We start from the raw sequence: 24,061 nt of genomic DNA, 5'->3' as shown, positions 1-24,061 counted from the left end.
CTCTTACAATAATGAAAAAGAACGATTTTCTGGTGTCGACTGGGTTGTTAGGTGAAGTTGCCTTGGAGGGGATATGAAGAATGGATTGACTGTAAGCCTGTCAATAATGGCAGGATTATTGCTGGGAAGTACCAGTGCACTGGCAAAAGAGGTGATAGAAACCGCCAGTTTGGTGGGGTTTGGTGTCGCAAAATATGCGCCTGAATTTAAACACTTTGACTATGTCAATCCGGAAGCGCCAAAAGGTGGATCCATCACCTATGCGGAAGTCGGCACGTACGACAGTTTTAACCGTTATGCCTCGAGAGGGGTTTCGGTAGCCGGTGCGGACGAGATGTATGACACCTTGTTTGCGCCAGCAAGTGATGAAATTGACAGTTACTATCCGTTAATCGCAGAAAAAGTGCGTTATGCCGACGATTTTTCCTGGATGGAAATTGATATTAATCCGAAAGCGCGATTTCATGACGGCGAGCCGATTACCGCGAAAGATGTCGCTTTCACTTTTGATAAGTTCATGACTGAAGGTGTTCCTCAGTTTCGTGTCTTTTATAAAGACGTGAAGTCGGTGACGGCTGTATCGCCGCTGACCGCGCGGGTTGAAATGTCTGTCGCCAACAGAGAAAAACTGTTTTCTCTGGTTGAAGGCATGAACGTCTTACCTGAACATTACTGGAAAGACAAGAAACTGAGTGAACCGCTCAACGAACCACCGATTGGCAGCAGTGCGTACAAGGTAACCAGTTATCAGTCGGGCCAGAGTGTGACTTACTCCAGAGTGAAAGATTACTGGGCGGCTGATCTTCCGGTGAATGTCGGGCGGCATAATTTCGACACCATCCGGTACGATTATTATCGTGATGATACTGTGACCCTGGAAGCGTTCAAAGCCGGTGAATATGACTTTCGCCAGGAAAATGTTGCTAAGTTCTGGGCGACCCTCTATGAGGGAAATAATTTTGATGACGGTTATATAAAGAAGGAAGAAATTCCTCACGAAATTCCTCAGGCGATGCAGGCCTTTGTCTTTAATACCCAGCGCCCGGTTTTCAGTGATGTCCGTGTCAGAGAAGCCCTGAATTACGCCATGGACTTTGAGTGGATGAATAAAACGCTTTTCTATAACCAGTACTCACGTACCCGCAGTTTTTTCCAGAATACCCCTTATGAAGCAAAAGGTTTGCCGACACCTGCTGAGTTGAATTATCTGGAACCGTTAAAAGACAAGATCCCGGCGCGTGTTTTTACTGAATCTTACCAGCCACCTGTCACTGACGGCTCAGGCCGTGTTCGTGCGCAATCACGTAAAGCATTTGCATTATTAAAGGCTGCTGGCTGGGAGCTGAAAAATCAGGTCATGACCAATGTGAAGACTGGAGAGCCTCTGGCGTTTGAGCTACTGATCTACAGTCCGACCTCGGAGCGCATCGCGATTCCGTTGCAGAAAAACCTCAAGCAACTGGGCATCGAGATGAAAATCCGTACGGTTGATACAACGCAATATATCAAGCGCCTGCGTGATCGGGATTTTGACATGGTGTCTTCCGGTTACAGTGCCAATGCCTATCCGACACAGAATCTGCTGATTGCCTGGAACAGCAACTACCTGGACTCCACCTACAATACTGCCGGGGTTCAGGATCCGGCGATTGATGCGCTGACCGAGCAAATCGCTGCGCACCAGCAAGATCCTGCCGCGCTGGCTGCATTAGGCCCGGCGCTGGACCGGGTGCTGCAATGGAACTTTTTTGTCATACCTCAGTGGCATTTAAGTAAATTCCGTGTGGCGACCTGGGATAAGTTCGACCGTCCTGCGGTCCGGCCTAAATATGCACTGGGTGTTGATACTTGGTGGGTGGATACGGCCAAGGCGGCCAAGTTGCCGGAAAAACGCCGTTAATCGAAACGTGAAAACAGGTAAAGCAGTATGACGGCATATATAATCCGGCGACTTTTGCTGGTGATCCCAACGCTCTGGGCGATTATTACGATTAACTTTTTCGTGATTCAGATTGCACCGGGCGGGCCTGTTGAACAGGCGGTGGCGCAGCTTGAAGGGCATACTTCCGGTATTATGGAGCGCTTTACCGGCGGCGGTCAGGAGGTGCAGCCGTCGGAAAGTTCACAAGCAAATGGCAATGGCGGAAGTGGCTACCGTGGCTCCCGCGGGCTGGACCCGGAAGTGGTGGCTGAAATACGTAAACAGTTTGGTTTTGATAAACCGCTCTGGGAGCGGTATGTCGACATGCTGAAAAACTATGTCACGTTCAATTTTGGTGAGAGCCTGTTTCGTGGTGGTGATGTCATCGATCTGATTATCGAGCGGCTGCCGGTATCGATTTCACTGGGTTTGTGGAGCACCTTGATCATTTACTTCGTCTCTATTCCTCTGGGGATTGCGAAAGCGGTGAATCATGGCAGCCGGTTTGATATCTGGAGCAGCGCATTAGTGATAGCCGGGTACGCGATTCCCGGTTTCCTGTTCGCCATCGTGCTGATTATTTTCTTTGCCAGTGGTAACTATTTCAGCTGGTTTCCGCTACGCGGGCTGTTTTCGACGGATTTCGATCAGATGACCTGGTATCAGCAAATTGGTGATTACTTCTGGCACCTTGCACTGCCTATCTTAGCCATGGTCATCGGTGGCTTTGCGACGCTGACGATGCTGACCAAAAACTCGTTTCTGGATGAGATCAACAAACAGTACGTTGTCACTGCCCGCGCGAAAGGCCTCGATGACAGAAGCATCTTGTATAAGCATGTCTTTCGTAATGCGATGTTAATTATTATTGCTGGTTTTCCCAGTGCGTTTATCAGCATTTTCTTTACTGGCTCAATGCTGATTGAAGTGATGTTTTCGCTGGAGGGCATTGGCTTGCTGGGTTTTGAATCTACCATTCAGCGGGATTACCCTGTGGTATTCAGCTCGCTTTATATCATGACATTGCTGGGGCTTATTCTGAATATCATCTCTGACCTGACTTATACCCTGGTTGATCCACGTATTGATTTTGAGGCCAGGTAATCTCATGAGAAAGACATTGACGACCTTATTTACCTTTAATCCGCTGACAAAAGAGCGCTGGGCCCGGTTTAAAGCGCACAGGCGTGGATACTGGTCGATGTGGTTGTTTGGCGTGCTGTTTATTATCAGCTTGTTTGCTGAAGTGATCGCCAACGATAAGCCCTTGTTTGTCAGTTTTAAAGGGGGCTGGTATTTCCCGATCACTGAACAATACGCCGAGACACAGTTTGGCGGCGAGTTTGCCACAGAAGCCGATTATACCGACCCGTATGTGCAGGATCTGATCAACCAAGACGGCTATATGATCTGGCCACTGATCCATTTCAGCTATGACACGATTAACTATAATTTGTCCGGCCCGGCGCCCTCGGCACCGGATAGTGTGAACTGGCTGGGTACCGATGATAAAGGCCGTGATGTGCTGGCACGCATCATTTACGGTTTTCGGATATCCGTGCTATTTGGTTTTGCGCTGACGGTTATTTCAACCATTGTCGGTGTCATGGTCGGAGCCGGGCAGGGCTATTATGGCGGCTGGCTGGATTTGTTTGGCCAGCGGTTTATTGAAGTCTGGTCAGGCATGCCGACTTTGTTTTTGCTGATTATCCTGTCCAGCTTTGTTGAGCCTAACTTCTGGTGGCTGCTGGGCATTATGGTGCTCTTTAGCTGGATGGGGTTGGTGGGCGTTGTGCGGGCAGAATTTCTCCGCTGCCGGAATCTGGATTATGTGCGTGCCGCGCAGGCGCTGGGCGTCAATGACAGACGCATCATGCTGCGTCATATGTTGCCCAATGCCATGGTGGCTTCCCTGACGATGATGCCTTTTATTCTCAGCGGGTCAGTAACCACGCTGACATCGCTGGACTTTCTGGGGTTTGGTTTGCCTGTAGGCTCCCCATCACTGGGTGAATTGCTTGCCCAGGGTAAAACCAACCTTCAGGCACCCTGGCTGGGGCTGTCTGCGTTTGTTGTGCTTTCTATCATGCTGAGCCTGCTGGTTTTTATCGGCGAGGCGGTGCGCGATGCTTTCGACCCACACCACCAATCGTAACGACCGGGATACTGCAATGAGTGAAGCTTTACTGACGATTGAAAATCTCTCTGTGGGCTTTGCCAATGGTAAGCCTGTCCGCCCGGTGACACAGAATGTCAGCCTGACAATCAAACGGGGAGAAACTCTGGCACTGGTGGGTGAAAGTGGCTCAGGCAAGTCTGTGACGGCCAATGCCATTTTGCGTTTGCTGCCGAAAGCGTCGGCCCGTTATCTGGATGGTCATATTTATTACGATGGTGTGGACATGCTGCGCTGCAGTGAACGCCAGATGCGCGGGTTACGCGGCAACAAAATCGGCATGATTTTTCAGGAACCGATGATGTCGCTGAATCCGCTGCATAAAATTGGCCGGCAACTGTGCGAAACTCTGGCGATCCATAAGGGAATACGCCAGAGAACGGCGGAGAAACGTGCGCTGGTCTGGCTGAAAAAAGTGGGTATCCGCAACCCGGAGCAACGCATGTATGCCTATCCTCATGAGTTGTCCGGTGGTGAGCGCCAGCGGGTGATGATTGCTATGGCGCTGATCAATGAGCCTGATCTCCTGATTGCAGATGAACCCACGACCGCGCTCGATGTGTCTGTTCAGGCCCAAATCCTCGATTTGCTGAAAAACCTGCAGCAGGAACTGGGCATGGCGATGCTGTTTATTACGCATGATTTGAGTATTGTGCGCAAAATTGCTGACCGTGTGGCGGTCATGCAACTCGGACAATTAGTGGAAACCAATCAGAAAGAGATTCTTTTTGCGTCACCGTCTCATCCATATACCCAGAAACTCATTCAATCTGATCCCAGTGGTGAGCCTGTCCCGGTCAACGGGGATCCTGCCGCGCTATTTGAAATCGACAAATTACGTGTCTGGTTTCCGGTCAAGGGTGGGATCATGAAACGTGTGATCAGCCATATTAAAGCCGTGACCGATGTGAGCTTCCAGCTGAAGAAGGGGCAGAGTGTTGGTCTGGTCGGGGAAAGTGGTTCAGGAAAGTCGACGACCGGAATGGCAATACTCCGATTACTAAACAGCGAAGGGAGCATCCGCTTTGACGGTCACGAGATCAGTCATCTGAACCGGAAAGGTATGTTACCTTTCCGCAGCCGCTTACAGGTCGTCTTTCAGGACCCGTTTTCCGCTTTGAATCCAAGAATGTCCGTCGCCCAGATTATCGGCGAAGGCCTGAAAGTCCATCAGGCACTATCGGATGAGGAAGAAGATGCCGCGATTTGCCAGGCCATGAAAGATGTCGAGCTGGATCCGTCTACCCGTTTTCGTTATCCCAATGAATTTTCAGGTGGGCAACGTCAGCGGATCGCCATTGCAAGGGCGCTGGTCTTGAAACCTGAGTTTATTCTGCTGGATGAGCCCACCTCCTCTCTGGATCGCACCGTTCAGCATCAGGTGCTGAATTTACTAAAAGAATTGCAGTTGAAGTATGGCCTGAGTTACCTGTTTATCAGTCACGATCTGAATGTTGTGAAGTCGCTATGTCACTATACCTTGGTCTTGAAAGATGGCTGTGTGGTTGAGCAGGGGCCAACCCGTCAGCTGTTTCATCATCCAGAGGCAGAATATACCCGCCACTTAGTCAATTTGTCTGCTGTTCGCTGATACCCACCTAAACAGACGACCTTTAAGCTGAACTGCCATTTTTAATGGGCAGTTCGTGCGTCAGAGTTCACATAAATGCTGTGGATGGCATATGCTTGAAATACAGTATTTTATGCTTATTGATGCGTAGCAGCTTTCTGTCACGCCCGCTTTATGCTGACATACTGCACATTATTGACATCTTTCATGAATCACCTGGCTAATCCTTATACAAATTATCACAGGTCGAATTGGTGTTGATTGGTGATGTATTCTGAATGTGTCCTGAATGCTGGTCGCAACAACTGGATGTTGTCGTTTTGTTACTATTTGATGCCTTCATCAAGCAAATCAATGCTGATGAAATATAATTCTTAACAATCGGGTTACAATTTGCGTATTATACTGCCCGAGTTGTAACCAAACAGACTATAACAGGGAGACTCATATGCAGTCATTGGTCGATTTTATCAACGGGATAATATGGAGTCCGGCATTGATTTATCTTTGCTTGGGTGCCGGTTTGTTTTATTCCATCACAACACGTTTTATGCAGGTTCGCCATTTCGGCGAGATGATTCGCCTGCTGTTCGCCGGACAGAGTTCTGAGAAAGGGATTTCGTCTTTCCAGGCACTGGCAGTTTCGCTGTCAGGCCGTGTCGGTACAGGTAACATTGCAGGTGTTGCTGCAGCCATCGGTTTTGGTGGTCCGGGTGCCGTCTTCTGGATGTGGGTTGTTGCCTTCCTGGGTGCTTCTACAGCTTACTATGAATCAACGCTTGCTCAGATTTATAAAGAAGAAGATGAAGGCCAGTTCCGTGGTGGCCCAGCCTATTACATTGAAAAAGCGATGGGTCAGAAATGGTATGCATGGATTTTTGCGATTTCAACCATTGTGGCTTGTGGTCTTCTTCTGCCAGGCGTGCAGTCAAACAGTATCGGTAATGCGGTTGAAGCAGCATTCGGTTCTGGTGATGTGATCGAAACCACTTTAGGTACATTCAGTTCTGCGAAGATCATCACTGGTGCGATCGTCTGTGTGGTACTGGCTTTCATCATCTTTGGTGGTGTGAAGCGTATCGCTCACTTTACTCAAATCGTTGTTCCTTTCATGGCGCTGGGCTATATCGTCATTGCCTTCGTTGTGATTCTGCTGAACATTGACATGGTGCCGAGTGTATTTGCCACGATTGTGGGAGATGCCTTTACGCCAATGGCGGGTGTCGGTGCGGCAATCGGCTGGGGTGTAAAACGTGGTGTTTACTCCAACGAAGCCGGTCAGGGTACAGGTCCGCATGCAGCAGCAGCAGCTCAGGTTGATCACCCTGCGCAGCAAGGCATGGTGCAAGCGTTCTCGATTTACATCGATACGCTGCTGGTTTGTAGTGCGACAGCATTCATGATTATCATCACTGGTGCGTTTAACGTCCATGGTGCTGAAGGTGCTTTCCTGGTTCAAAATCTGCCTTCTGACATTGCTGCAAACAGCCCGGTATTTACTCAGATGGCAATTGAAACTGCAATGCCGGGTCTGGGTAAACCATTCGTTGCGATTGCACTGTTCTTCTTCTCATTCACGACCATTCTGGCGTACTACTACATTGCTGAAACCAATGTTGCGTACATCCACCGTACGATTCATGTACCTGGCCTGATGTTTGTACTGAAGTTGTTCTTGCTGTCATCCGTATTCTACGGCGCAGTGAAAACCGCAGATCTGGCTTGGGCACTGGGTGATGTGGGTGTTGGTCTGATGGCCTGGCTGAACATCATCGGTATTCTGATTATCTTCTTCATGGCGAAACCAGCGCTGAAAGCGTTGAGAGACTATGAACTGCAGAAGAAAGCCGGCGTGAAAGAATACGTATTCGATCCTGTGAAACTGGGCATCAAAGGTGCTGATTACTGGGAAGAGCGTATGAAACGTAAAGGCCAGAAGTCGCCTGACCTGGGTGAAGATTCCTCTGCAGGTACAGCCAAATCAACCTTGTAATGTGAATTGACAGACAGTTATTGATGAACAAAGGCCAGCGTTTGCTGGCCTTTTTTGTTTCAGTTGCTCAGTTGCTCATTCAATATAAGCAGTACTAGACACACTAGCTTATACATGTTGATGCTTATGTGTTAGCTTTTGGCATTGTAAAGTATAAGCAGATGAGTGGATATGGATATATGTATCAAATAGCTATCATCATTTTTGATGATTTCACGGATATCGATTTTTTCTTGCTACGCGATATTTTGGGAAGAAGCCAAAAAGACTGGGCCGTTAAAATATTGGGTACTAAGCCGTCACATGTATCGACTTTAGGCATGGAAGTAAAAACCGATGGGCATGTTGCAGAGGCCTCGGAAGCCGATGTTGTGTTATTCAGCAGTGGTTATAAAGGGGTGCCGGCTGCGTTAAATAATCAGGAATTTATGGCATCGCTTAAGCTGGATCCTCAAAACCAGCTTATTGGGTCAATTTGTGCAGGTGCGTTTTTTCTGGCCAAACTGGGGTTGCTGGATGGCATTACTGCTACGACTCATCCGGATGCAAAATCAGCGCTCGAGGCGGAGGGTATTTATGTCCAAGATAAGGCACTGGTCGTGCATGGAAATCTTGCCACAGCAGGTGGGTGCTTGTCGCAATTGTATCTTACAGGTTGGCTGGCAGAGCGTTTGTATGGTGTGGATAAACGTCGGGAGATTCATCGGCAGCTTATTCCTGCAGGCCAGTCAGAAATATTTGAAGCATTAATTAGCCGTACGCTTTCAGAAGCATGAGTAACCTGAGGGATGGATGTGTTGTCTTCAGCATTGTGAAAATGGATGATTATTGAATCTTAAGGCAGTCTATAAGAGGTGATTCAGGATGAATTTAGAAACACAACAATTAGTATTAGATCCCATCACCGAAACAGATTGGGCGCTTTTTAAAGCGCTTCATACGATACCGGCTGTGATCGAAAAATGTTTTGATGCGCCGTCTGACGATGAATTAAAAGCAAAATTTCATGCGCGTCTTCAGGCGTGGACACCTGACAGCGGCGCCTGGTTAACCCTGGTCATTAAAGAAAAAGCGTCGGGTGAAAAAGTCGGCATTACAGGTTTTTTTGTTGATCAAGGGATTGCGGAAATGGGTTATCTGCTGATGCCTGAATTTTATGGCAAAGGCTATGGGACAGAATCCCTGCGTGTAGTGATTGACTGGGCGGAAGAAGAACTAGGACTTGCCTTGTTCAGAGCCGTGGTAACCGAAGGCAATATCGCTTCTGAGCGTGTGCTGGAAAAGTGCGGTTTCAGGTTACAGGAGAAAATACCTGAAGCTTATGAGATAGGCGGTCAGTTGTACGCCGATCATATTTATCAGCGGGTTTCAACGGGGTGAAAATCCATAAAGAGACATAGAAAGCCGCCAACTGGTGCCGGCGGCTTTGACATGTTTACACAGTAAACTGCTTCATCAGCTCATTTTGTTCACGCACGTTTTTAATCTGGGTTGCCATCGCAATACTGGTTTCGTTGGCCGTTTCAGCAACCTGAACCGACAAGTCCTTAATATTGATGGTATTGCCATTGATATCCTCAGCAACCAGGCTCTGTTCTTCGGCAGCCGAGGCGATTTGTATATTCATATCGTTGATTTGCTGGATGGCTTCACGAATCCGCGACAGGGCTTCATCGGCTTCCTGTGCCGTTGCCACGGTTTCGCTGGCCGTGTTTTTACTCAGTGCCATGGTGCTGGTGGCAGAGCTGGCACCGGCCTGAAGCTGCTCAATCATTTGGCGTATTTCAGTGGTAGATTGCTGCGTACGTTGTGCCAGTGTGCGCACTTCATCGGCAACGACCGCAAAGCCACGGCCGGAATCCCCAGCCCTTGCGGCTTCAATGGCAGCATTCAGCGCCAGCAGGTTCGTCTGATCGGCAATGTCATTGATCACCTGCAGAATTCGCTCAATATTACCCGTGGCGGATTCCAGCTCTTTGACGACATCGACAGCCTGATCAATTTGATCCGATAAGTCATGAATAGACACAGAAGTCCGGGAGACGATATTGCCACCTTCCTGCGCCGCTAATTCAGCCGCGGAGGCTGCAGATGCCGCGCTGTGCGCATTGTCTGCCACGTTGGCTGATGTTGATGCCATTTCATTCATCGCCGTTGCCAGTAGCTCAAGCTGTTGCAGCTGGCTGTTCATGGCTTCGGATGAGCGACTCGCGCCCTGAGCTGTTAACTCAGTGCCTTGCATGATGTCGTGACTCAGTGCTTGCGAGCGGATGATCTGTTGCTGCATCCGTTCAGTGAACTGATTAAAACTTTGCGCCAGTGACGCAAATTCCGGCTCAGTATTGGTGCTCAGTCGCTGCGTGAGGTCAGCCTGTCCGGTGGCAATGTTTTTCATGGCCTGATTGATGACATCCAATGGGCGCATCAGACGTTTGACCAAAAAGAAGACTGCGGCGAAACCTGCAACGATGAATAACAGGGAATAAGTGATGGCGTTGTTTTTGATTTGATCAACAGCGGCAAACGCCACATCATTTTTCAGCACCGCACCAATATAGAGTGTCTGTCCCTGTACTTTATGGAAGCTGATGTTGACGGATTCATTATCGAGCACAGTATCCAGAGGCTGCGCTGAGATTTGAATGCCGGGATACGCTTCCGATAGCGCTTTACCGTTCACTTCTTTGTTCGGGTGCGCGATGATCACATCTTTCTCAGAGACCAAAAAGAGATAGCCGGCATTAAACAAAGAGGCCTGGTTAATCAGATTGGCAATTTTACTCATGCTGACATCAAAGAAGATGGCGCCGACAAACTGACCGTTGTTTTTAACCGGTGCAGCAAAAGAGACCAGAATTTCATTGGTCACTGAATCCCGGTAAGGCGAGGTAATGATCATATGCCCGGCTTCTTTTGCCTGGGTGTACCAGGGGCGGGCACGGGGATCCCAGCCCGGTGCTGGTTTCCATGACGGATCACTGATGATAAAAGAACCGTCTTTTTCGAACCCGATGCCGGTCAGCTCAAAGGTGTTTTTGAGCACAGGCTGGCTGATAATCTGACGAATACTGTCCGGGGATAAATTTTGCTCGACGATCCCAGCGGTGATATTGGCTAATTTCGTCCGGCTGGCAATCTCGGTGACTAAGGTCTGATTCACGCCGGATACAATTTCATCGATGCTGTTGTCTACCAACTGATGCACATCATCCCTGGTGTGAACGTACTGGATGCCGGAAAGCAGCACTAAAGCGGCGAATAGTATTGCCGACGAAGTGGCAACGATTTTGTGGCTAAACTTCATGGAGTCCCTCAACGACTGTCATTGCTATTATTGTTCTTCCATTGTCGGCGCAGGGTTAAAAAGACTTAATAGCAAAAATATGTAATTGTGATGGGGGATAAATATTAGCAATGATTTTGTGAGGAATAATGCATTCCTGTTCCGAATATTAACCCAGGGCTCAATAAAAAAGGGCAGCGATCAGCTGCCCTGATAATCCACAAATGGAATATTAGTCGATCAGACCATATTCATTGCGTAGCACAGTAATGATTTCTTCTTTCGGGTTGCCACTGAGTTCGACTTTCTGACCGGTCACTTTCTCTGCAATGCCGGTGTAAATACGGGAAACCTGCATCAGGACTTCTTCGGGCAGGGCATTGTCACGGGCCAGTGCTTCACGTTCTTCCATCCGGTCTTTGTTCAGCAGAATGTCCGGATCAGGGAAGTGGTTCAGCAGCAACTGGCGGAAATCTTCTTTCGAGTTTTCGACAATCTTGCCTTCGCGATAAGAAGGGCCATCCCAGATGCGGGATGAATCCGGTGTGCCGACTTCATCCATGTAGATCATCTTTTCCTGACCTTGCGCATCGGTGACATAACCAAACTCGAACTTTGTATCGACAAAGATCTGATCCAGTTGCGCTAACGCGTCGCTGATAACGGCAAAACCTTCTTTCAGCAGCACTTCGTAATGATCAACATCTTCAGGCTGGCTGAAATTGAACGCCTGATAGTTGTTCAGCAAATCACTGCGCGTGACATTGACGTCATCCACAGCAGGCACGCCCGGAATATCGTGCAGAATCCCTTTGGTGGAAGGGGTGATCAGAACCTCAGGTAATTTCTGATCTTTTTGCAGGCCATCTGGCACCTGAATCCCGCAAAACTCACGGTCGCCGTTGGCATAGGCGCGCCACATAGAACCGGTAATATATTGACGGCAAATTGCTTCTACTTTGATGGGACGGGCTTTTTGAACGATCCAGACAAACGGGTGTGGGATATCCAGAATATGGCTGTCTGCCAGGCCTTTCTCGCGGAACAGGTGGAACCAGTGATTGGAAATCGCATTCAGTGCCGCGCCTTTGCCCGGTACACCGTTCAGGCCCCCTTCACCATGCCAGATGCAGTCGAACGCAGAAATACGATCACTGATCACCATGATTGCCAAAGGCGCATTCGGGCGAACATTGTAGCCTTTCTCTTTAATCAGTCGACGGCTGTCAGCCTCAGTCAGCCAATAGACGGAGCGGACTTTACCGCTGTGAACCGGCTGGTCGGTACGGATTGGGAGATCATCATTTACAGCAAGAACTTGATCAGCAAGGCTCATGGTGAAGTTCCTATTTCAAGAGTCAATTCGATGAAAATCGCTGTTTGGGTGTCGCCCAATCAGCGCATATCCTGTTGGCGAGGCAGATGATAGCAGAAGTGTTTTCGCCTTTCAGCAAAAAAGCAAACGTTTGCCTTGATGTTTCTCTGAGTGACGCGAAATGCAACAGTACCGCCATTTTGCCTGAATTTTCAGCGGTAATCGCAAAAGACTGACAGGTGTTAGTGCGACGGGTAGAACTGTGGCAAAATCACTGTCCTTTCAGACCAGCAGGTAAAAACGGTACATGATGCATTTTACATCCGAGCAGCAGTGTTTTATTCAGCATCGCGAGGGAAATGCCTTATGTATTGCCGGTGCAGGGACAGGGAAAACGACGACTCTGGTTGGCCTGATCCAGGCTCAGCTCGACATGCGGTCGGCCAGCGAAATACTGGTGCTGATGTTCAACAGCGATATACGCCGTGATTTTCAGCAGAAACTCAACCAGTCCGGTATCACTCAGCCGGTCCCTGTTCATACGTTCCACAGTTTTTGTCTGCGGGTGTTGAATCAGTCGGGTTATCTGGCTGAAAGCGGATACCGCGTTGATTTCAATCCCGGCGAAAACGACAAAAGCCTGGCGAAACAAGTGCTGCGACAAATGACGGGGAAAGAGACGGCTTACAGTAAACAGCAGCAATTAAAAGAGCCGAAAACCCTTGAACTGCTGCTCAGTTTTGTCGGCTTGGTGAAAGCGCATATGTTACCGCCTCATGAAGTGTTTGCCATGGCGGGTATCAACAATGACTATCGCTTTATTCTGGATGCCTATACCGCCTTTGAACACTTGCGGCAGGCGCAGAAGCTCCTGTTTTTTGATGACTGGCTGGTGACTGTCGTGTCACTGCTTGAACAGAATGTCGCATTGCGTGCGCATTGTCAGCAACAGTGCCGACTCCTGGTGGTTGACGAATTTCAGGATATCAACAATGCGCAGTACCGATTACTGAAGCAGTTGCTCGGGCCTGACTGTCAGCTGGTGGCCGTTGGGGATGTTGATCAGTGCATTTATACCTGGCGGGGCAGTGCACCGCAGTTCATGCTGAATTTCGAACGTGACTTCGCCCCCGCGCAGGTTTATACGCTGTCGCAGACTTTTCGCTTTGGTCATAGTCTGGCGCTGGCCGCCAGCCATCTGATTGCGCATAACCAGGCGCGTTTTTCAGATTTTCTGACCGTGCCCGCTGACAATATCCCGGATACTCAGGTGCATTTGATAGGCTCTCCCCGCCAAGTGGGGGAAATTGTCAGTGCGGTACAGGCGTATATTGAACAGGGTGGTCAGCCGGACGATATCGCCATTCTGGTCCGACGCTGGTCTCAGACGCTGCTGTTTGAACTGGCGTTTCTCAGCAAACAGATTCCGTACCACATGCCCGTACCTTCTGTGCTGGCAAACAGCCGTGAAGTGCGCTTACTGATGGAAGTCATGACCCTGGCCATCGGGCGATTTTCTCAACTCAATGAGCAGGACAGATCCGCACTGCTATTCAGCTTGCTGTCATTTCCCCATTGTTACGTACCCAATAAAGCGCTCAGACCTCTGTGCGATCAGCTGGTGAAAATGCCGGATAGCCGTTGGGTTGAATTTGCTGAACGACATGCCCAGGTGAACCCCAATCTGAAACTGGATAACCTGATTGAACGCCTTGAACTTTTTACCCGGTTGCAGCGCAAAGGCGGGCAGAAGGCCTTTGATGTGTTTGAACAGTATCGACGAGAAAGTGGCCTGGACAGCTGGATCTGGAAAACCGAAGCCACAGCCAGTGAGATAGAAGAAGCGATAGACAGGTTAGATGCGGTCTCGACCGTGCTGGAGTCGATGGATCAACGCTGTGAAAAAGCCCTGCAGTACTTCGAGTTCTATACTGCGCAATCCCGCGATACCGGTCAGGGTCAGTCCGATCAGAAGCCCCGTTCAGCCAGCGTGCAAGTGACGACGATATTCCGGGCTAAAGGGTGTGAGTACCCGCGTGTGTTCCTGCCGTTCTGGGATAAAGATGCGTTTCCCTACCGCAATCCGGCAGCTACGGATATGAAAACAGACCAGGAAGAAGAACGGCGGCTGGCTTATGTGGCTTTAACGCGGGCGAAAGCGTATTCGGCTGTGTATTACACAGATTCAGAAAAGAAAGGTAAACGTAACGCCAGTTCCTTCGTTCGGGAAGCCGCCATTGAGCAGGCCAAAGCCATTGGACCGGCGCTGTATCAAAACGGCTCTTTGCCTGCTGCACAATCCCCGGTCACGGAAAGGTATTATGAACGTGTCGGCCGGGCCGCAGATGCCGTGCAAAGTGTGAGTCTTAGCGCGTCAGGAAAAGTGATCACAAAAGCAGCCAATCACGCCTGCACGGGCGATTACAGCTACCTGTGGGCCATTGAACAGCCTTTGCCGGATAACGCAGAGAAGGTGATTCGCTCCCTGATCAGAACCAAAAATGCCCGTTACCTTGACGCAGAAATCACCCGCTTGTTACGTGATTTGAAAACGGCGGCAGACAGTCAAAAACCTGTGCTGGTGAAGCGTTTGATTGCGGTGTCCCACGCGCGTCGGCAGGTGCTCCGATGAAGGCGAACTTACTGCAAAACATCTAACTTCTTTTCTAATTGATTCAGCATGAATGCCGCATCCGGTTTTTCGGCATTCAAACCTGTGATCAGTGTCATAAAGTAGCAATCCATCATGACGGCGGCGTACTGTTGATCGTAACTGGGTTCATGTGAAAACAAGCGCTGGCGGAAGGTTTCCAGTTGCTGTTCGAACTCTTCTTGCTGCCAGATTAAAACCCGAAACAGCTCTCTGCTGAAATCCGCTTCCAGACAATAAAACGCGTAAAGGTAACCGGCAAAGTGCATGAGTTTTTCTTTGGGGCCGGTCTCGGGGCAATCAGTATTTGCTGCCGCTAAGACATGATCAATTTGCTGACTCAAACCCGCTTTCAGTAAATCCAGCTTTGTCGGAAAGTGGCTGAATACCGTTCCGGCTGCGACTTCAGCGCGCTCAGCAATGTGCCGGGTCGTTGTGTCTTGATATCCGTTCTCACGAAATAATTGCCAGGCGGCTTCCTGAATTCGTCGTTTTGTCTGTTCTTTTTTCATCATGTCTTGTGCTGCTTTGCTGATAGCCAGTTGCGGATGAGTTGCCATCATACCGTAATTAAGGAGCGGACTTCATCTTGAATGTTGAAAATTGAGCGCGCTCAAATTACTATAAATGAGCGCGCTCAATTCAATGAAACAGAAAGATGGAGAAGCCGAATCATGAATTATTTACTTTTAATGAAAAGAGCAATGCTTCAGGTATTGCGCTATGGCGTTTATGTGCCGTATCTGGTGTTTTACAGTTTTGTTCTGGGGCCGATTGTGGGCGGTATACTGATGGTTGGCGGCGTGGCCGTGCTGTCATTGATTCTTGGTCCGAAGACGAGTTGGCTGGCATTGAAAAAGGCCTACCGGGAAGAGGAAGTCAGGGGTTTGAGGGCGCATTAAAACGAGAAAACAATGTCGTGGGCAGTTTTAAGACTGGACGGTTAAACTAGACACACTATTTTGCGTTTATGAATCTTTCCTGAACGGTCGCCATTCTATAGCGTCCAGTGCAAAAGGAAGGGCTGACAATGCGATTTCAGTGGTTGCTGATCATACCGTTTTTCTGTTTGCTCACGGCCTGTTCTTCATCTCAGGTACATTGGCGGGATATTTCGTCCAATGCCGTGCAAGCAAGCGCCGCCGAGGAGCCTCTGTCATTGTGCAGAGAGCTTTACAAAGATGAGGCCCAGATTTATCAGTGCGAAGTCGAGATGTCGGCACTGTTACGGGCAAGACAGCAGTGCGAAAAAGATACCGACCCCAGCTATTGCGTGCTGATGGCGGAATATACCTGGCGCCATTATAAAGACCATGTGCTGGAAGATTCCCCCGATATCAAGCAGGCGGGAAATTATCCTGTGATGTGCGGTTATAAAGAAAATCAGATAACGCCGTGTTCTCTGACAAAATAATGCTTAATACTCAGCGTCATACTGTCGTCTCTTAATACTGATACATCAATCTGCCAGTAACAGAAAGATGTTGAACGGTATAAGAATGGGTTACCAAACCCTATAAGTTGTGATGCTTGGCTGCCTTTGGCAGCCTTTTTTTTGCCTGCTGTTCAGCAGTTATCATTGATGAAATGCAGCACCATTGATATGTTTCCAGGTTCATATATTTGTGGTGGATGATTGCTCTGCCCGAAATCATGAATAGGGAGAAACGGATGTCGTTCGCATTATTACTGGCTGAATTAGAATTGTTAGGGGAACACAATGACGCAATTCAATCCGACCGATCGAAAAAACTGCTGAATATTACCCGGGACACAGGTGAGTTCCTGTCTGTCATGGTGAAGGCAACAAGCGCCGAAAACATACTGGAAATTGGCACCTCGAATGGGTACTCAACGCTGTGGCTGGCTTCGTCGCTGTCCGCTAAAGGTAAAGTGGTCACCATTGAAAAACAGACAGATAAGATCGCAATGGCAGCTGAAAACTTCGTCCGGGCCGGATTACAGGATCGGATTGAACAGGTTCAGGCAGATGCCGGTGAATTCATACAACGCACAGATCTGATCTTTGATTTTATTTTTCTCGACGCCGAGCGTTCAGCTTACATGGATTATATTGAGCTGCTGCTAAGTAAACTCTCAGCCGGTGGGGTATTAGTGTGTGACAATGCGATTTCACATCGTCATGAACTCGAAGCCTTTACCGACTATCTGAGCCGCCAGGATGGATTAACAACCTGTCTGGTACCCGTTGGCAAAGGAGAGTTTGTGGTTCACAAAGCCTGATCGTGATGGCTGAATAGGACGGAAACATGAAATCAAGGGACTTGAGCATTGCACTGTTGGTTGTCGTCATTTGGGGCGTCAATTTTTCTGTGATTAAGATAGGGCTGGAGACGCTGCCGCCGATATTATTTTCTGCTTTACGTTTCGCTGTGGTGGCGATTCCGGCTGTGTTTTTTATCCCCTTCCCGAAAACATCTGTCTGGAACGTGCTGGGTGTCGGTGTATTTCTGGGGGTACTGAAATTCGGCTTATTGTTCATTGCCATGAAAGCGGATGCTTCAGCCGGTTTATCATCGCTGATCTTGCAAGCTCAAGTGTTCTTCACCATAGGTTTGAGTGTCTTGCTGTATCAAGAAAGGATCAGCCGGTATCAGGCGCTGGGTATTTTGGTGGCCGTGGCCGGTTTCGGGCTGTTTTTTCTTGATGCCGGCGGCAACATTACCGCCATGGGCCTGATGATGATTCTGGCGGCCGCTTTTTGCTGGGCTATCGCCAATACCATCATGAAGCGGATGCAAGGGGTCAATTTGCTTCATTTCATGGTATGGGTCAGTCTGGTTCCTCCGCTGCCTTTACTGCTAATCTCGTATTTCACCGAAACGGCACAGCCACTGGACGTGCTGCTTGCTGCCACAACGGACACCTGGCTGGCACTGCTTTACGTGAGCTATATTTCAACGCTGCTGGCCTTTGCATTGTGGGGACATTTACTGAAAAGTTATCCCGCAGCCACAGTGACGCCTTTTGCGTTGCTTATTCCCGTTGTCGGGATGTTCACATCCACACTGGTGCTGAATGAGCGCATGACGGTAACGGAAGTGGCAGGTGCAGGGCTGATCTTTGCCGGTTTGTCATGCTGTATTTTAGGGGGACGACTGATGCAGGCAAAAATTCGTGCTGCCCGGCAGCAGCTTTAAAGTCTGAGAAAATGATAATTTTATTAATAACTGCATTCTGGATCCTCTGATTTTTGCCGTTGGTACTCTTTTACAAAAACACCTGCCACTAGGGTAAACAAGGACGTGTTCCGATTAACCCATATCAAATGATTGATTTAAGGTGGTTGAGATGAAAACAGTGGCAACGCTTTTCGTAGCAGGCATGACGCTAAGCTACAGCGTACAGGCAGAGATTCTTTTTACCGATAATTTCGACAGTGGTTTTACCCAATGGTCCAGTTCAGGTGTGGTCGAGAGTAACAACAGCGAAAACCTCGGGGGTGATGCGGTCCGGCTGCAGCAGACGGGGCAACTCTGGAAAACATGGGATACAACTGGCTATTCCAATGTCACCATAGAATATTATTTTGCCGCGACCTTACTGGAAGATCCGGACTATTGCTATGCGGAATATTCTACCGACGGCGGAAATCAGTACACAGTTGTCACCAGCCTGACCAACGGACAGGATACAGGGACATTTCAGCATGGTCTGATCAACACGGCTGATCTTGCCAATAACCCGGGTGTGGTGCTCCGTTTTCGTGCTGCGGCTTCAACCGCCGATAATTGCTTTGTCGAAAATGTCACTGTAACCGGAGAGCCCGGCTCAGGCACGCCAGAAGCGGATATTCAAACCAGCAGTTCAGTGAACTTTGGCAGTGTATTGATTGGCTCATCGGTCAATCAGACACTGACAATCACAAATCAGGGGCAAGCCGATTTGCTGATTAACAGCATTTCGGGTCTGTCGGGTGATTTTGCGATCACGGCGGACAGTTGCAGCAACGCAACCTTGAGTGCACAGAGCCAGTGCCAGATCACGCTGAACTATCTGCCAAGTATTGAAGGGGCGGTTAATCAGTCACTGTCTATTCAGTCTAACGATCCTGATCAACCTGTTCTGAATTTGTCTGTCAGCGGATATGGTCTGGATGATCAGGGAGAAGGCTATGTGGATAACTATGAGCCACTGAGTGGTTCGGGCAGTGTGTCCCGTTCAGGGCTGACTTATGGCTATCTGCAAGGGACTGGCAGTGATACCCAGGTGAATTTGTCAGCTTTTGCTGTACCCGCGAATGCAGCGCAGCCCACGCATCAGTTTGAAGGCCGTATTCAGCTTCACAATCCGGGGAGCACCGGCCAGTTTGCAGAGCAACGGGATACATTCAGGTATACCGGCTCAGGGGATGATCCCCGTAAACACCTGCCAGACTTTGATTTTCGTTTCGTACAATCTGGCACACACCTGATCCCAGAAACCCGGGGGATTGTGCTGGGTAACCATCCATACTGGGAGTATATTCTTGAACCAGGCCGTGTCTGGCGAGAAGCCAGTGACAGCGGTGATTCGCGAGCCGCCATTCCTTTTGCACTGATGCAGAAAAATTCGAATTGTGTCCATAACGGTTTGATGAGCTTTACGTTCAACGACAACGGGATGAGTGATGTCGCGTATCAGATTTCGTCTGAAACCTGCCTGTATTATCAGGTCGATATGTGGGGCAGGGTCGCGGCAACTTACACACCCTCAACAGTCACTGATGCCTTGCTGATTAAGCAACAGCATCAGGCCTATGAAGCCAGTAAAGTGCCGGTCAAACCTATTTCAGCACTGGCTTCTGACTATCCTGCGGCCAATGTGGATGTCAGTCAGTTTGGCAACAGCAGTGAAGTCAGCTCTGATTACATGTCTGTATACGGTGTTTATGTTGACGGCACGCACTATACTGCGGGCTGTGAAACCCGGGCCGGGACACACCCTTATTGTGATCGCTTGCGTGTGCCTTCTTACTCGACCGCGAAATCGGCGATGGCAGGGACTGCGACCATGCGACTGGAATACCTGTATCCGGGTTATATGCAGGAGCAGATTACAGACTGGCTGCCCGAAGCTGCGAACGATCCGGAAAATGACTGGCAGCAAGTCACAGTGAATCACGCGATTGACATGGCGACAGGAAATTATCGTCTGACCAGTGATTCACTGAGCGATGAAGGGTCGGTTGCCAATGATACGGGATTCTTCCTGGTGGAAGGTCATCAAAATAAGCTGGACTATTCAGTCAGCCGTTATCCGAGAAGTTCAGAACCTGGCACACTGTTTATTTACCACACCACGGATACGTATATTGCCACCGCGACGGCTCAGGCCTACGTGAAAGACAAGTTTGGCGCACAGGCTGACGTCTTCAAAGACGTGATTGTCAAAGATATCTGGGCACCACTGAACATGGATCTCGGTACGCAGGATACCCGTCGCACTTACGACAGTGTGAAAATGCCATTTGGCGGATACGGCCTGACTTTCCTGCGAGATGACATTGTCAAACTGGCCCGTTTTACCAGCATTGATCATGGTCAGGTAAACGGACAGCAGGTACTGGATCCTGCACAGTTGGATATTGCGTTATTCCGTGACCTGTCAACACCGCCGTTTAGCACGACCTACACCAACAAATATTACAGCAACAGTTTCTGGTCACTGAAACAAAGCGTACCGGGTCAGTGTGATGTCCACGTACCTTATATGTCTGGTTATGGTGGTATCCAGTTCGTGATGTTGCCGAACGATATGATCTATTACTACGTCAGTGACAATGACGAGTTTAAGTGGGACAAAGCCTTCGCAGAGGCGGGAAAAATCAAACCCTACTGCCAGTAATTCATTGAAAAAAACCAGAATGACAGCGGCCCTGCGGGGCCGTTTTTTGTTGCGAGCTGTGCTCCAAAAGTCTTTGCTGCAGAACGTTTTTATCGGAATTCATGATATAGAACGCCCATGTGTAATGAAATGAAAGGCATATGTGTTCATGAGAAAGATGAGTTTATTGCTGTGCGTTTGTCTATTGACGGGTTGTTCGAGTATTGCATCGAGAGTTGGCTCGGGTTACCAGGTCGGGCAGCCTTACGGTGGTTTCGATTATGCAACGGATAATGCGGAGTGTAATGTTTATGCGCTTCTGGCATTCCCACCCATAGTGATTGTCACGATCCCACTTTCCGTGGTGGATATTGTAACGTCGGCTGCTTTAGATACCGCTTTATTGCCGCTCGATCTCATCCTGGAAGATAATGGGAATCATAAAACCAGTTTTTGTCATATGTCCTGGCGGTAAATACATGACAGCTGTTGACTTTTTAAGCTCAGAGATAGCCTGCTGACTGGTTTGATCGTGAATTTTCCCAACTGGACCCCTCATCAGAAAAATCTGGATCTATGACAGGTGTCCTAATCCCTCTATTGTTAAGCTGATGTTACGAAAAGACCGCCGCGCAGCGGGTGAAGTGCGCGGCTGTACGAGGCGCAAATCCTCACTACAGAGCTTAACGTGGAGCGACATATGTTGAAGAAAAAGGGAATGACCTTACTGGGTGCACTGAGTGTGACCATGGCAGCCGGTAGCGTGATGTATTCAGCAGACACACTGGCCGCCGGCACAGACACTTTAACCTATGCCCAGTATGCCGATATCAAGGACTGGGATCCGGCTGTTGCCTTTTCACTGGAAGTGAATATGCTCAGCAACGTGTATGAACCTTTGCTGTGGTATAACCCACCGGGCAGCGAAGAAACCTTCACACCAGCGTTAGCAACCGCCTGGTCGGTAAGCGATGATGGCCTGACCTGGACGTTCAGACTGCGTGAAGGGGTCACCTTTCATGACGGTGAAAAGCTGACTGCACAGGCTGCGAAACAGTCACTTGAACGTACCATTGCGATGAAAAAAGGCGCGCATTATATCTGGTCTGAAGTCGAAGCTATCCATGCGCCTGACACTCACACACTGACGATTACCACGAAAAATCCCGCGCCCATCGATCTCATTGCCTCTTCTCAATATGGCGCTTATATCTATTCTCCGAAAGCCGCCGAAAAAGGCACCGACTGGTTTAATGAAGGGCATGCTGCAGGCACCGGTCCCTATCAGGTGCGCTCCTGGGAGCAAGGGCAACAAGTGGTGCTGGATAAAAATACGGCCTACTGGGGCGGCTGGAAAGACAATCAGTATGAGCGTGTGATCTTAAAACTGGTTGCCAATCCAGCCACCCAGATTCAGATGATCAAAGCGGGTGATGCGGATTTCATCAGTCTGCCGTCAGCGGATCTGATTCAGTCTTTGGCGAAAAACAAAGACGTGGTGGTGCAGGAAGTCGCTTCCTGGAAAAACTCACAATTTCTGATCAATACGCAAAAATACCCCACGGATAATCTGCAGTTTCGTCAGGCACTGACCCATGCATGGGATTATCAGTCTGTGGTTGATTATGTCTACGCAGGCGGTGCTTCTGTCGCTAAAGGGATTGTCCCAACCTCAATGTGGGGCGCGAATTCTGACATCCAGTCGCCCGGTTTTGATCTCAAAAAAGCCAGGCAGTTACTCAAATCGTCCGGCGTGCCGGAAAAAGACTGGAAAGTGTCTGTTTCTTATATCAACTCGTCAGATGCTTATAAAAACGCCATTCTGATGTACCAGGAAAACCTGCGTCAAATTGGGGTGACACTGGAAGTTAAACCAGGCCCTTGGGGTAAAATCTGGAACGATGCCAAGAACCTGCGAACAGCGCCTAACCTGCAATCCATGACCTGGTGGCCGACCTATGCCACGCCGTCGGACTGGCTGATCGGGTTATTCCGTACCGAAGATAAAACCTCGTTTAACCTGTCGCATTACTCGAACCAGCGCTACGACAGCCTGGTGGATCAAGGTGTCAAACTGGAAGGCTCAGACCGGTCAAAAGCAATCCGTCTGTATCAGCAGGCTCAGAAGATTCTGGTAGATGACGCTGTGGCGATCTTCTATGCCGATCTGAAAGACAGGGTGATTTACCGCAAGGGAATTGAAGGGCTGAAACCTAATCCTGCCTATGCAGCGACCTTTTTCTATCAGCTGAACCAAGGCTGAGAGACGCCCACCATTCAGGCACAATCACAGGGAGGTGACGGCGATGAGCAGTTACATTGCCAAACGCTTGGGCATGCTATGCGGTATTCTGTTCGGTGTCCTGACCATCACATTTTTTCTGACGAGGGTGCTGCCCTCGTCACCGGTAGAAATGATGCTGGGGTCCAAACCGACACAGGAACAAATTGCCGAGGCAACCATAGCGCTGGGGCTGGATAAGCCCCTGATTTATCAGTATGCAGACTATCTGGGTAAAGCGCTCACCGGGGATTTGGGCAACAGCCTGAGAACCGGCCAGAGTGTGGTGTCGGATATCGGCACACACATGACAGCGACCATTGAACTGGTGACTATCGCTATTCTGGTTTCTGTCCTGATGGGTGTACCGGTTGGGGTGTTTTCCGCGGTGCGTAAAAATACCCTGGCAGATCAGGCTTCCAGAGCGGTTTCCCTGATGGGGATTGCCGTCCCTTCTTTTTTCCTCGCCATCATACTGCAAATGGTGTTTTACGGCTGGCTGGGCTGGTTTCCGCTTCAGGGACGGATTGCCTCAGCGGTCTTTATTGAACATCCATTTCCGTCTGTGACCGGTTTTTATTTGCTCGATACCTTACTGGATGGACAGTGGCAGGCATTCAAGAGTGCAGTCTTTCACCTAATCTTACCCGTGATGTCACTGAGTCTGGCGACCTTTGCCATTTTCGTACGGACCACCCGAAATCTGATGGTCGAAGTGCTGAATCAGGACTACATACGGACCAGTCACGCGTTCGGCATGCCCAAACGGACCACGCATTTTATCTATGCCCTGAAAGCGACGCTGGTGCCGTTACTGACGGTTGTGGGGCTGACCTACGGTTTCATGCTGGGTAACAGTGTGATTGTCGAATTCGTGTTCGACTGGCCCGGGATCGGTCGTTATGTCGTGGATTCTGTCATCACCAATGATTTTCCGGCGGTGATGGGTGTGACGCTGGCTTTGTCCGGAAGTTATTTGCTGGTGAATGTGATTGTGGATCTGATTTATTTCGCCGTTGATCCGCGTTTAAGTGTGAAGGGGTAGT

At 49.3% G+C, this 24,061-nt stretch carries 19 protein-coding genes; 16 read left to right on the top strand and 3 right to left on the bottom strand.

Translation table 11 applies throughout. The annotated features are described in order from the left end of the window. Positions 1-73: 73 nt before the first annotated feature. From LN341_RS08835 to LN341_RS08805, 7 genes are all read left to right on the top strand, one after another. On the top strand, positions 74-1,900 hold the full coding sequence (locus tag LN341_RS08835) for an extracellular solute-binding protein (protein ID WP_370643622.1): 1,827 nt from the start codon (positions 74-76) through the stop codon (positions 1,898-1,900). Positions 1,901-1,927: 27 nt separating this feature from the next. Then, the gene (locus LN341_RS08830) at positions 1,928-3,025 is read left to right on the top strand and encodes a microcin C ABC transporter permease YejB (RefSeq protein ID WP_046219837.1); all 1,098 of its coding nucleotides are present in this window, start codon (positions 1,928-1,930) and stop codon (positions 3,023-3,025) included. A gap of 4 nt (positions 3,026-3,029) precedes the next feature. Next, the gene (locus tag LN341_RS08825) at positions 3,030-4,076 is read left to right on the top strand and encodes an ABC transporter permease (RefSeq protein ID WP_234203083.1); all 1,047 of its coding nucleotides are present in this window, start codon (positions 3,030-3,032) and stop codon (positions 4,074-4,076) included. Positions 4,077-4,092: 16 nt separating this feature from the next. Continuing rightward, complete coding sequence (locus LN341_RS08820) at positions 4,093-5,688, top strand: ABC transporter ATP-binding protein (protein WP_234203082.1); 1,596 nt, start codon at positions 4,093-4,095, stop codon at positions 5,686-5,688. 427 nt (positions 5,689-6,115) lie between these two features. Next, complete coding sequence (locus LN341_RS08815; RefSeq protein ID WP_234203081.1) at positions 6,116-7,660, top strand: sodium:alanine symporter family protein; 1,545 nt, start codon at positions 6,116-6,118, stop codon at positions 7,658-7,660. Positions 7,661-7,839: 179 nt separating this feature from the next. After that, positions 7,840-8,436 carry a DJ-1/PfpI family protein gene (locus LN341_RS08810; RefSeq protein ID WP_234203080.1) on the top strand — a complete coding sequence of 199 codons (597 nt, stop codon included), beginning with the start codon at positions 7,840-7,842 and terminating at the stop codon, positions 8,434-8,436. 88 nt (positions 8,437-8,524) lie between these two features. Further along, a complete protein-coding gene (locus tag LN341_RS08805; RefSeq protein WP_234203079.1) occupies positions 8,525-9,040 on the top strand; it encodes a GNAT family N-acetyltransferase in 516 nt (171 codons plus the stop codon). Positions 9,041-9,095: 55 nt separating this feature from the next. Here LN341_RS08805 and LN341_RS08800 read toward each other — a convergent pair whose 3' ends face one another. Then, positions 9,096-10,964 carry a methyl-accepting chemotaxis protein gene (locus LN341_RS08800; protein ID WP_046219842.1) on the bottom strand — a complete coding sequence of 623 codons (1,869 nt, stop codon included), beginning with the start codon at positions 10,962-10,964 and terminating at the stop codon, positions 9,096-9,098. 211 nt (positions 10,965-11,175) lie between these two features. After that, entirely contained in the window at positions 11,176-12,279 is a 1,104-nt protein-coding gene (locus tag LN341_RS08795; protein ID WP_234203078.1) for a phosphoribosylaminoimidazolesuccinocarboxamide synthase, read from the bottom strand. A 286-nt stretch (positions 12,280-12,565) separates the two neighbouring features. On the opposite strand from LN341_RS08795, the gene LN341_RS08790 reads away from it, so the two are divergent. After that, positions 12,566-14,890 (top strand): ATP-dependent helicase, encoded by a 2,325-nt coding sequence (locus LN341_RS08790; protein WP_234203077.1) that lies wholly within the window; start codon positions 12,566-12,568, stop codon positions 14,888-14,890. Between the two features lie 8 nt (positions 14,891-14,898). Here the strand turns inward: LN341_RS08790 and LN341_RS08785 are convergent, their stop codons facing one another. Next, the gene (locus LN341_RS08785) at positions 14,899-15,423 is read right to left on the bottom strand and encodes a TetR/AcrR family transcriptional regulator (RefSeq protein WP_234203076.1); all 525 of its coding nucleotides are present in this window, start codon (positions 15,421-15,423) and stop codon (positions 14,899-14,901) included. A 159-nt stretch (positions 15,424-15,582) separates the two neighbouring features. Here LN341_RS08785 and LN341_RS08780 point away from each other — a divergent pair, with 159 nt between their 5' ends. The 8 genes from LN341_RS08780 to LN341_RS08745 all read left to right on the top strand — a co-directional run bounded on the left by LN341_RS08780 (position 15,583) and on the right by LN341_RS08745 (position 24,060). Continuing rightward, positions 15,583-15,810 (top strand): hypothetical protein, encoded by a 228-nt coding sequence (locus LN341_RS08780; RefSeq protein WP_234203075.1) that lies wholly within the window; start codon positions 15,583-15,585, stop codon positions 15,808-15,810. A 128-nt stretch (positions 15,811-15,938) separates the two neighbouring features. Next, positions 15,939-16,322, top strand: coding sequence for a hypothetical protein (locus LN341_RS08775; RefSeq protein WP_046219846.1), 384 nt, complete (start codon positions 15,939-15,941; stop codon positions 16,320-16,322). Between the two features lie 257 nt (positions 16,323-16,579). After that, the gene (locus LN341_RS08770; protein WP_234203074.1) at positions 16,580-17,152 is read left to right on the top strand and encodes an O-methyltransferase; all 573 of its coding nucleotides are present in this window, start codon (positions 16,580-16,582) and stop codon (positions 17,150-17,152) included. Positions 17,153-17,178: 26 nt separating this feature from the next. After that, positions 17,179-18,069, top strand: coding sequence for an EamA family transporter (locus LN341_RS08765; RefSeq protein WP_234203073.1), 891 nt, complete (start codon positions 17,179-17,181; stop codon positions 18,067-18,069). Positions 18,070-18,220: 151 nt separating this feature from the next. Continuing rightward, on the top strand, positions 18,221-20,755 hold the full coding sequence (locus LN341_RS08760; protein WP_234203072.1) for a choice-of-anchor D domain-containing protein: 2,535 nt from the start codon (positions 18,221-18,223) through the stop codon (positions 20,753-20,755). A 148-nt stretch (positions 20,756-20,903) separates the two neighbouring features. Next, complete coding sequence (locus LN341_RS08755) at positions 20,904-21,209, top strand: YceK/YidQ family lipoprotein (protein ID WP_234203071.1); 306 nt, start codon at positions 20,904-20,906, stop codon at positions 21,207-21,209. Positions 21,210-21,434: 225 nt separating this feature from the next. Then, positions 21,435-22,997: an ABC transporter substrate-binding protein gene (locus LN341_RS08750; RefSeq protein WP_052729913.1), complete on the top strand. Its 1,563-nt coding sequence runs from the start codon at positions 21,435-21,437 to the stop codon at positions 22,995-22,997. A gap of 43 nt (positions 22,998-23,040) precedes the next feature. Next, positions 23,041-24,060 carry an ABC transporter permease gene (locus LN341_RS08745; RefSeq protein WP_234203070.1) on the top strand — a complete coding sequence of 340 codons (1,020 nt, stop codon included), beginning with the start codon at positions 23,041-23,043 and terminating at the stop codon, positions 24,058-24,060. The last annotated feature ends 1 nt before the right edge of the window (position 24,061 follow it).

It is taken from the genome of Photobacterium sp. TLY01, assembly GCF_021432065.1.
GTDB lineage: Bacteria > Pseudomonadota > Gammaproteobacteria > Enterobacterales > Vibrionaceae > Photobacterium > Photobacterium halotolerans_A.
The sequence above is the reverse complement of the archived record's forward strand: the minus strand, read 5'-3'. Positions and strand labels throughout refer to the sequence as shown.

Coding starts and splice junctions, on each gene's coding strand:
- LN341_RS08835 (WP_370643622.1), top strand. CDS start 74: ATGAAGAATGGATTGACTGTAAGCCTGTCAATAATGGCAGGATTATTG.
- LN341_RS08830 (WP_046219837.1), top strand. CDS start 1,928: ATGACGGCATATATAATCCGGCGACTTTTGCTGGTGATCCCAACGCTC.
- LN341_RS08825 (WP_234203083.1), top strand. CDS start 3,030: ATGAGAAAGACATTGACGACCTTATTTACCTTTAATCCGCTGACAAAA.
- LN341_RS08820 (WP_234203082.1), top strand. CDS start 4,093: ATGAGTGAAGCTTTACTGACGATTGAAAATCTCTCTGTGGGCTTTGCC.
- LN341_RS08815 (WP_234203081.1), top strand. CDS start 6,116: ATGCAGTCATTGGTCGATTTTATCAACGGGATAATATGGAGTCCGGCA.
- LN341_RS08810 (WP_234203080.1), top strand. CDS start 7,840: ATGTATCAAATAGCTATCATCATTTTTGATGATTTCACGGATATCGAT.
- LN341_RS08805 (WP_234203079.1), top strand. CDS start 8,525: ATGAATTTAGAAACACAACAATTAGTATTAGATCCCATCACCGAAACA.
- LN341_RS08800 (WP_046219842.1), bottom strand. CDS start 10,964: ATGAAGTTTAGCCACAAAATCGTTGCCACTTCGTCGGCAATACTATTC.
- LN341_RS08795 (WP_234203078.1), bottom strand. CDS start 12,279: ATGAGCCTTGCTGATCAAGTTCTTGCTGTAAATGATGATCTCCCAATC.
- LN341_RS08790 (WP_234203077.1), top strand. CDS start 12,566: ATGATGCATTTTACATCCGAGCAGCAGTGTTTTATTCAGCATCGCGAG.
- LN341_RS08785 (WP_234203076.1), bottom strand. CDS start 15,423: ATGATGAAAAAAGAACAGACAAAACGACGAATTCAGGAAGCCGCCTGG.
- LN341_RS08780 (WP_234203075.1), top strand. CDS start 15,583: ATGAATTATTTACTTTTAATGAAAAGAGCAATGCTTCAGGTATTGCGC.
- LN341_RS08775 (WP_046219846.1), top strand. CDS start 15,939: ATGCGATTTCAGTGGTTGCTGATCATACCGTTTTTCTGTTTGCTCACG.
- LN341_RS08770 (WP_234203074.1), top strand. CDS start 16,580: ATGTCGTTCGCATTATTACTGGCTGAATTAGAATTGTTAGGGGAACAC.
- LN341_RS08765 (WP_234203073.1), top strand. CDS start 17,179: ATGAAATCAAGGGACTTGAGCATTGCACTGTTGGTTGTCGTCATTTGG.
- LN341_RS08760 (WP_234203072.1), top strand. CDS start 18,221: ATGAAAACAGTGGCAACGCTTTTCGTAGCAGGCATGACGCTAAGCTAC.
- LN341_RS08755 (WP_234203071.1), top strand. CDS start 20,904: ATGAGAAAGATGAGTTTATTGCTGTGCGTTTGTCTATTGACGGGTTGT.
- LN341_RS08750 (WP_052729913.1), top strand. CDS start 21,435: ATGTTGAAGAAAAAGGGAATGACCTTACTGGGTGCACTGAGTGTGACC.
- LN341_RS08745 (WP_234203070.1), top strand. CDS start 23,041: ATGAGCAGTTACATTGCCAAACGCTTGGGCATGCTATGCGGTATTCTG.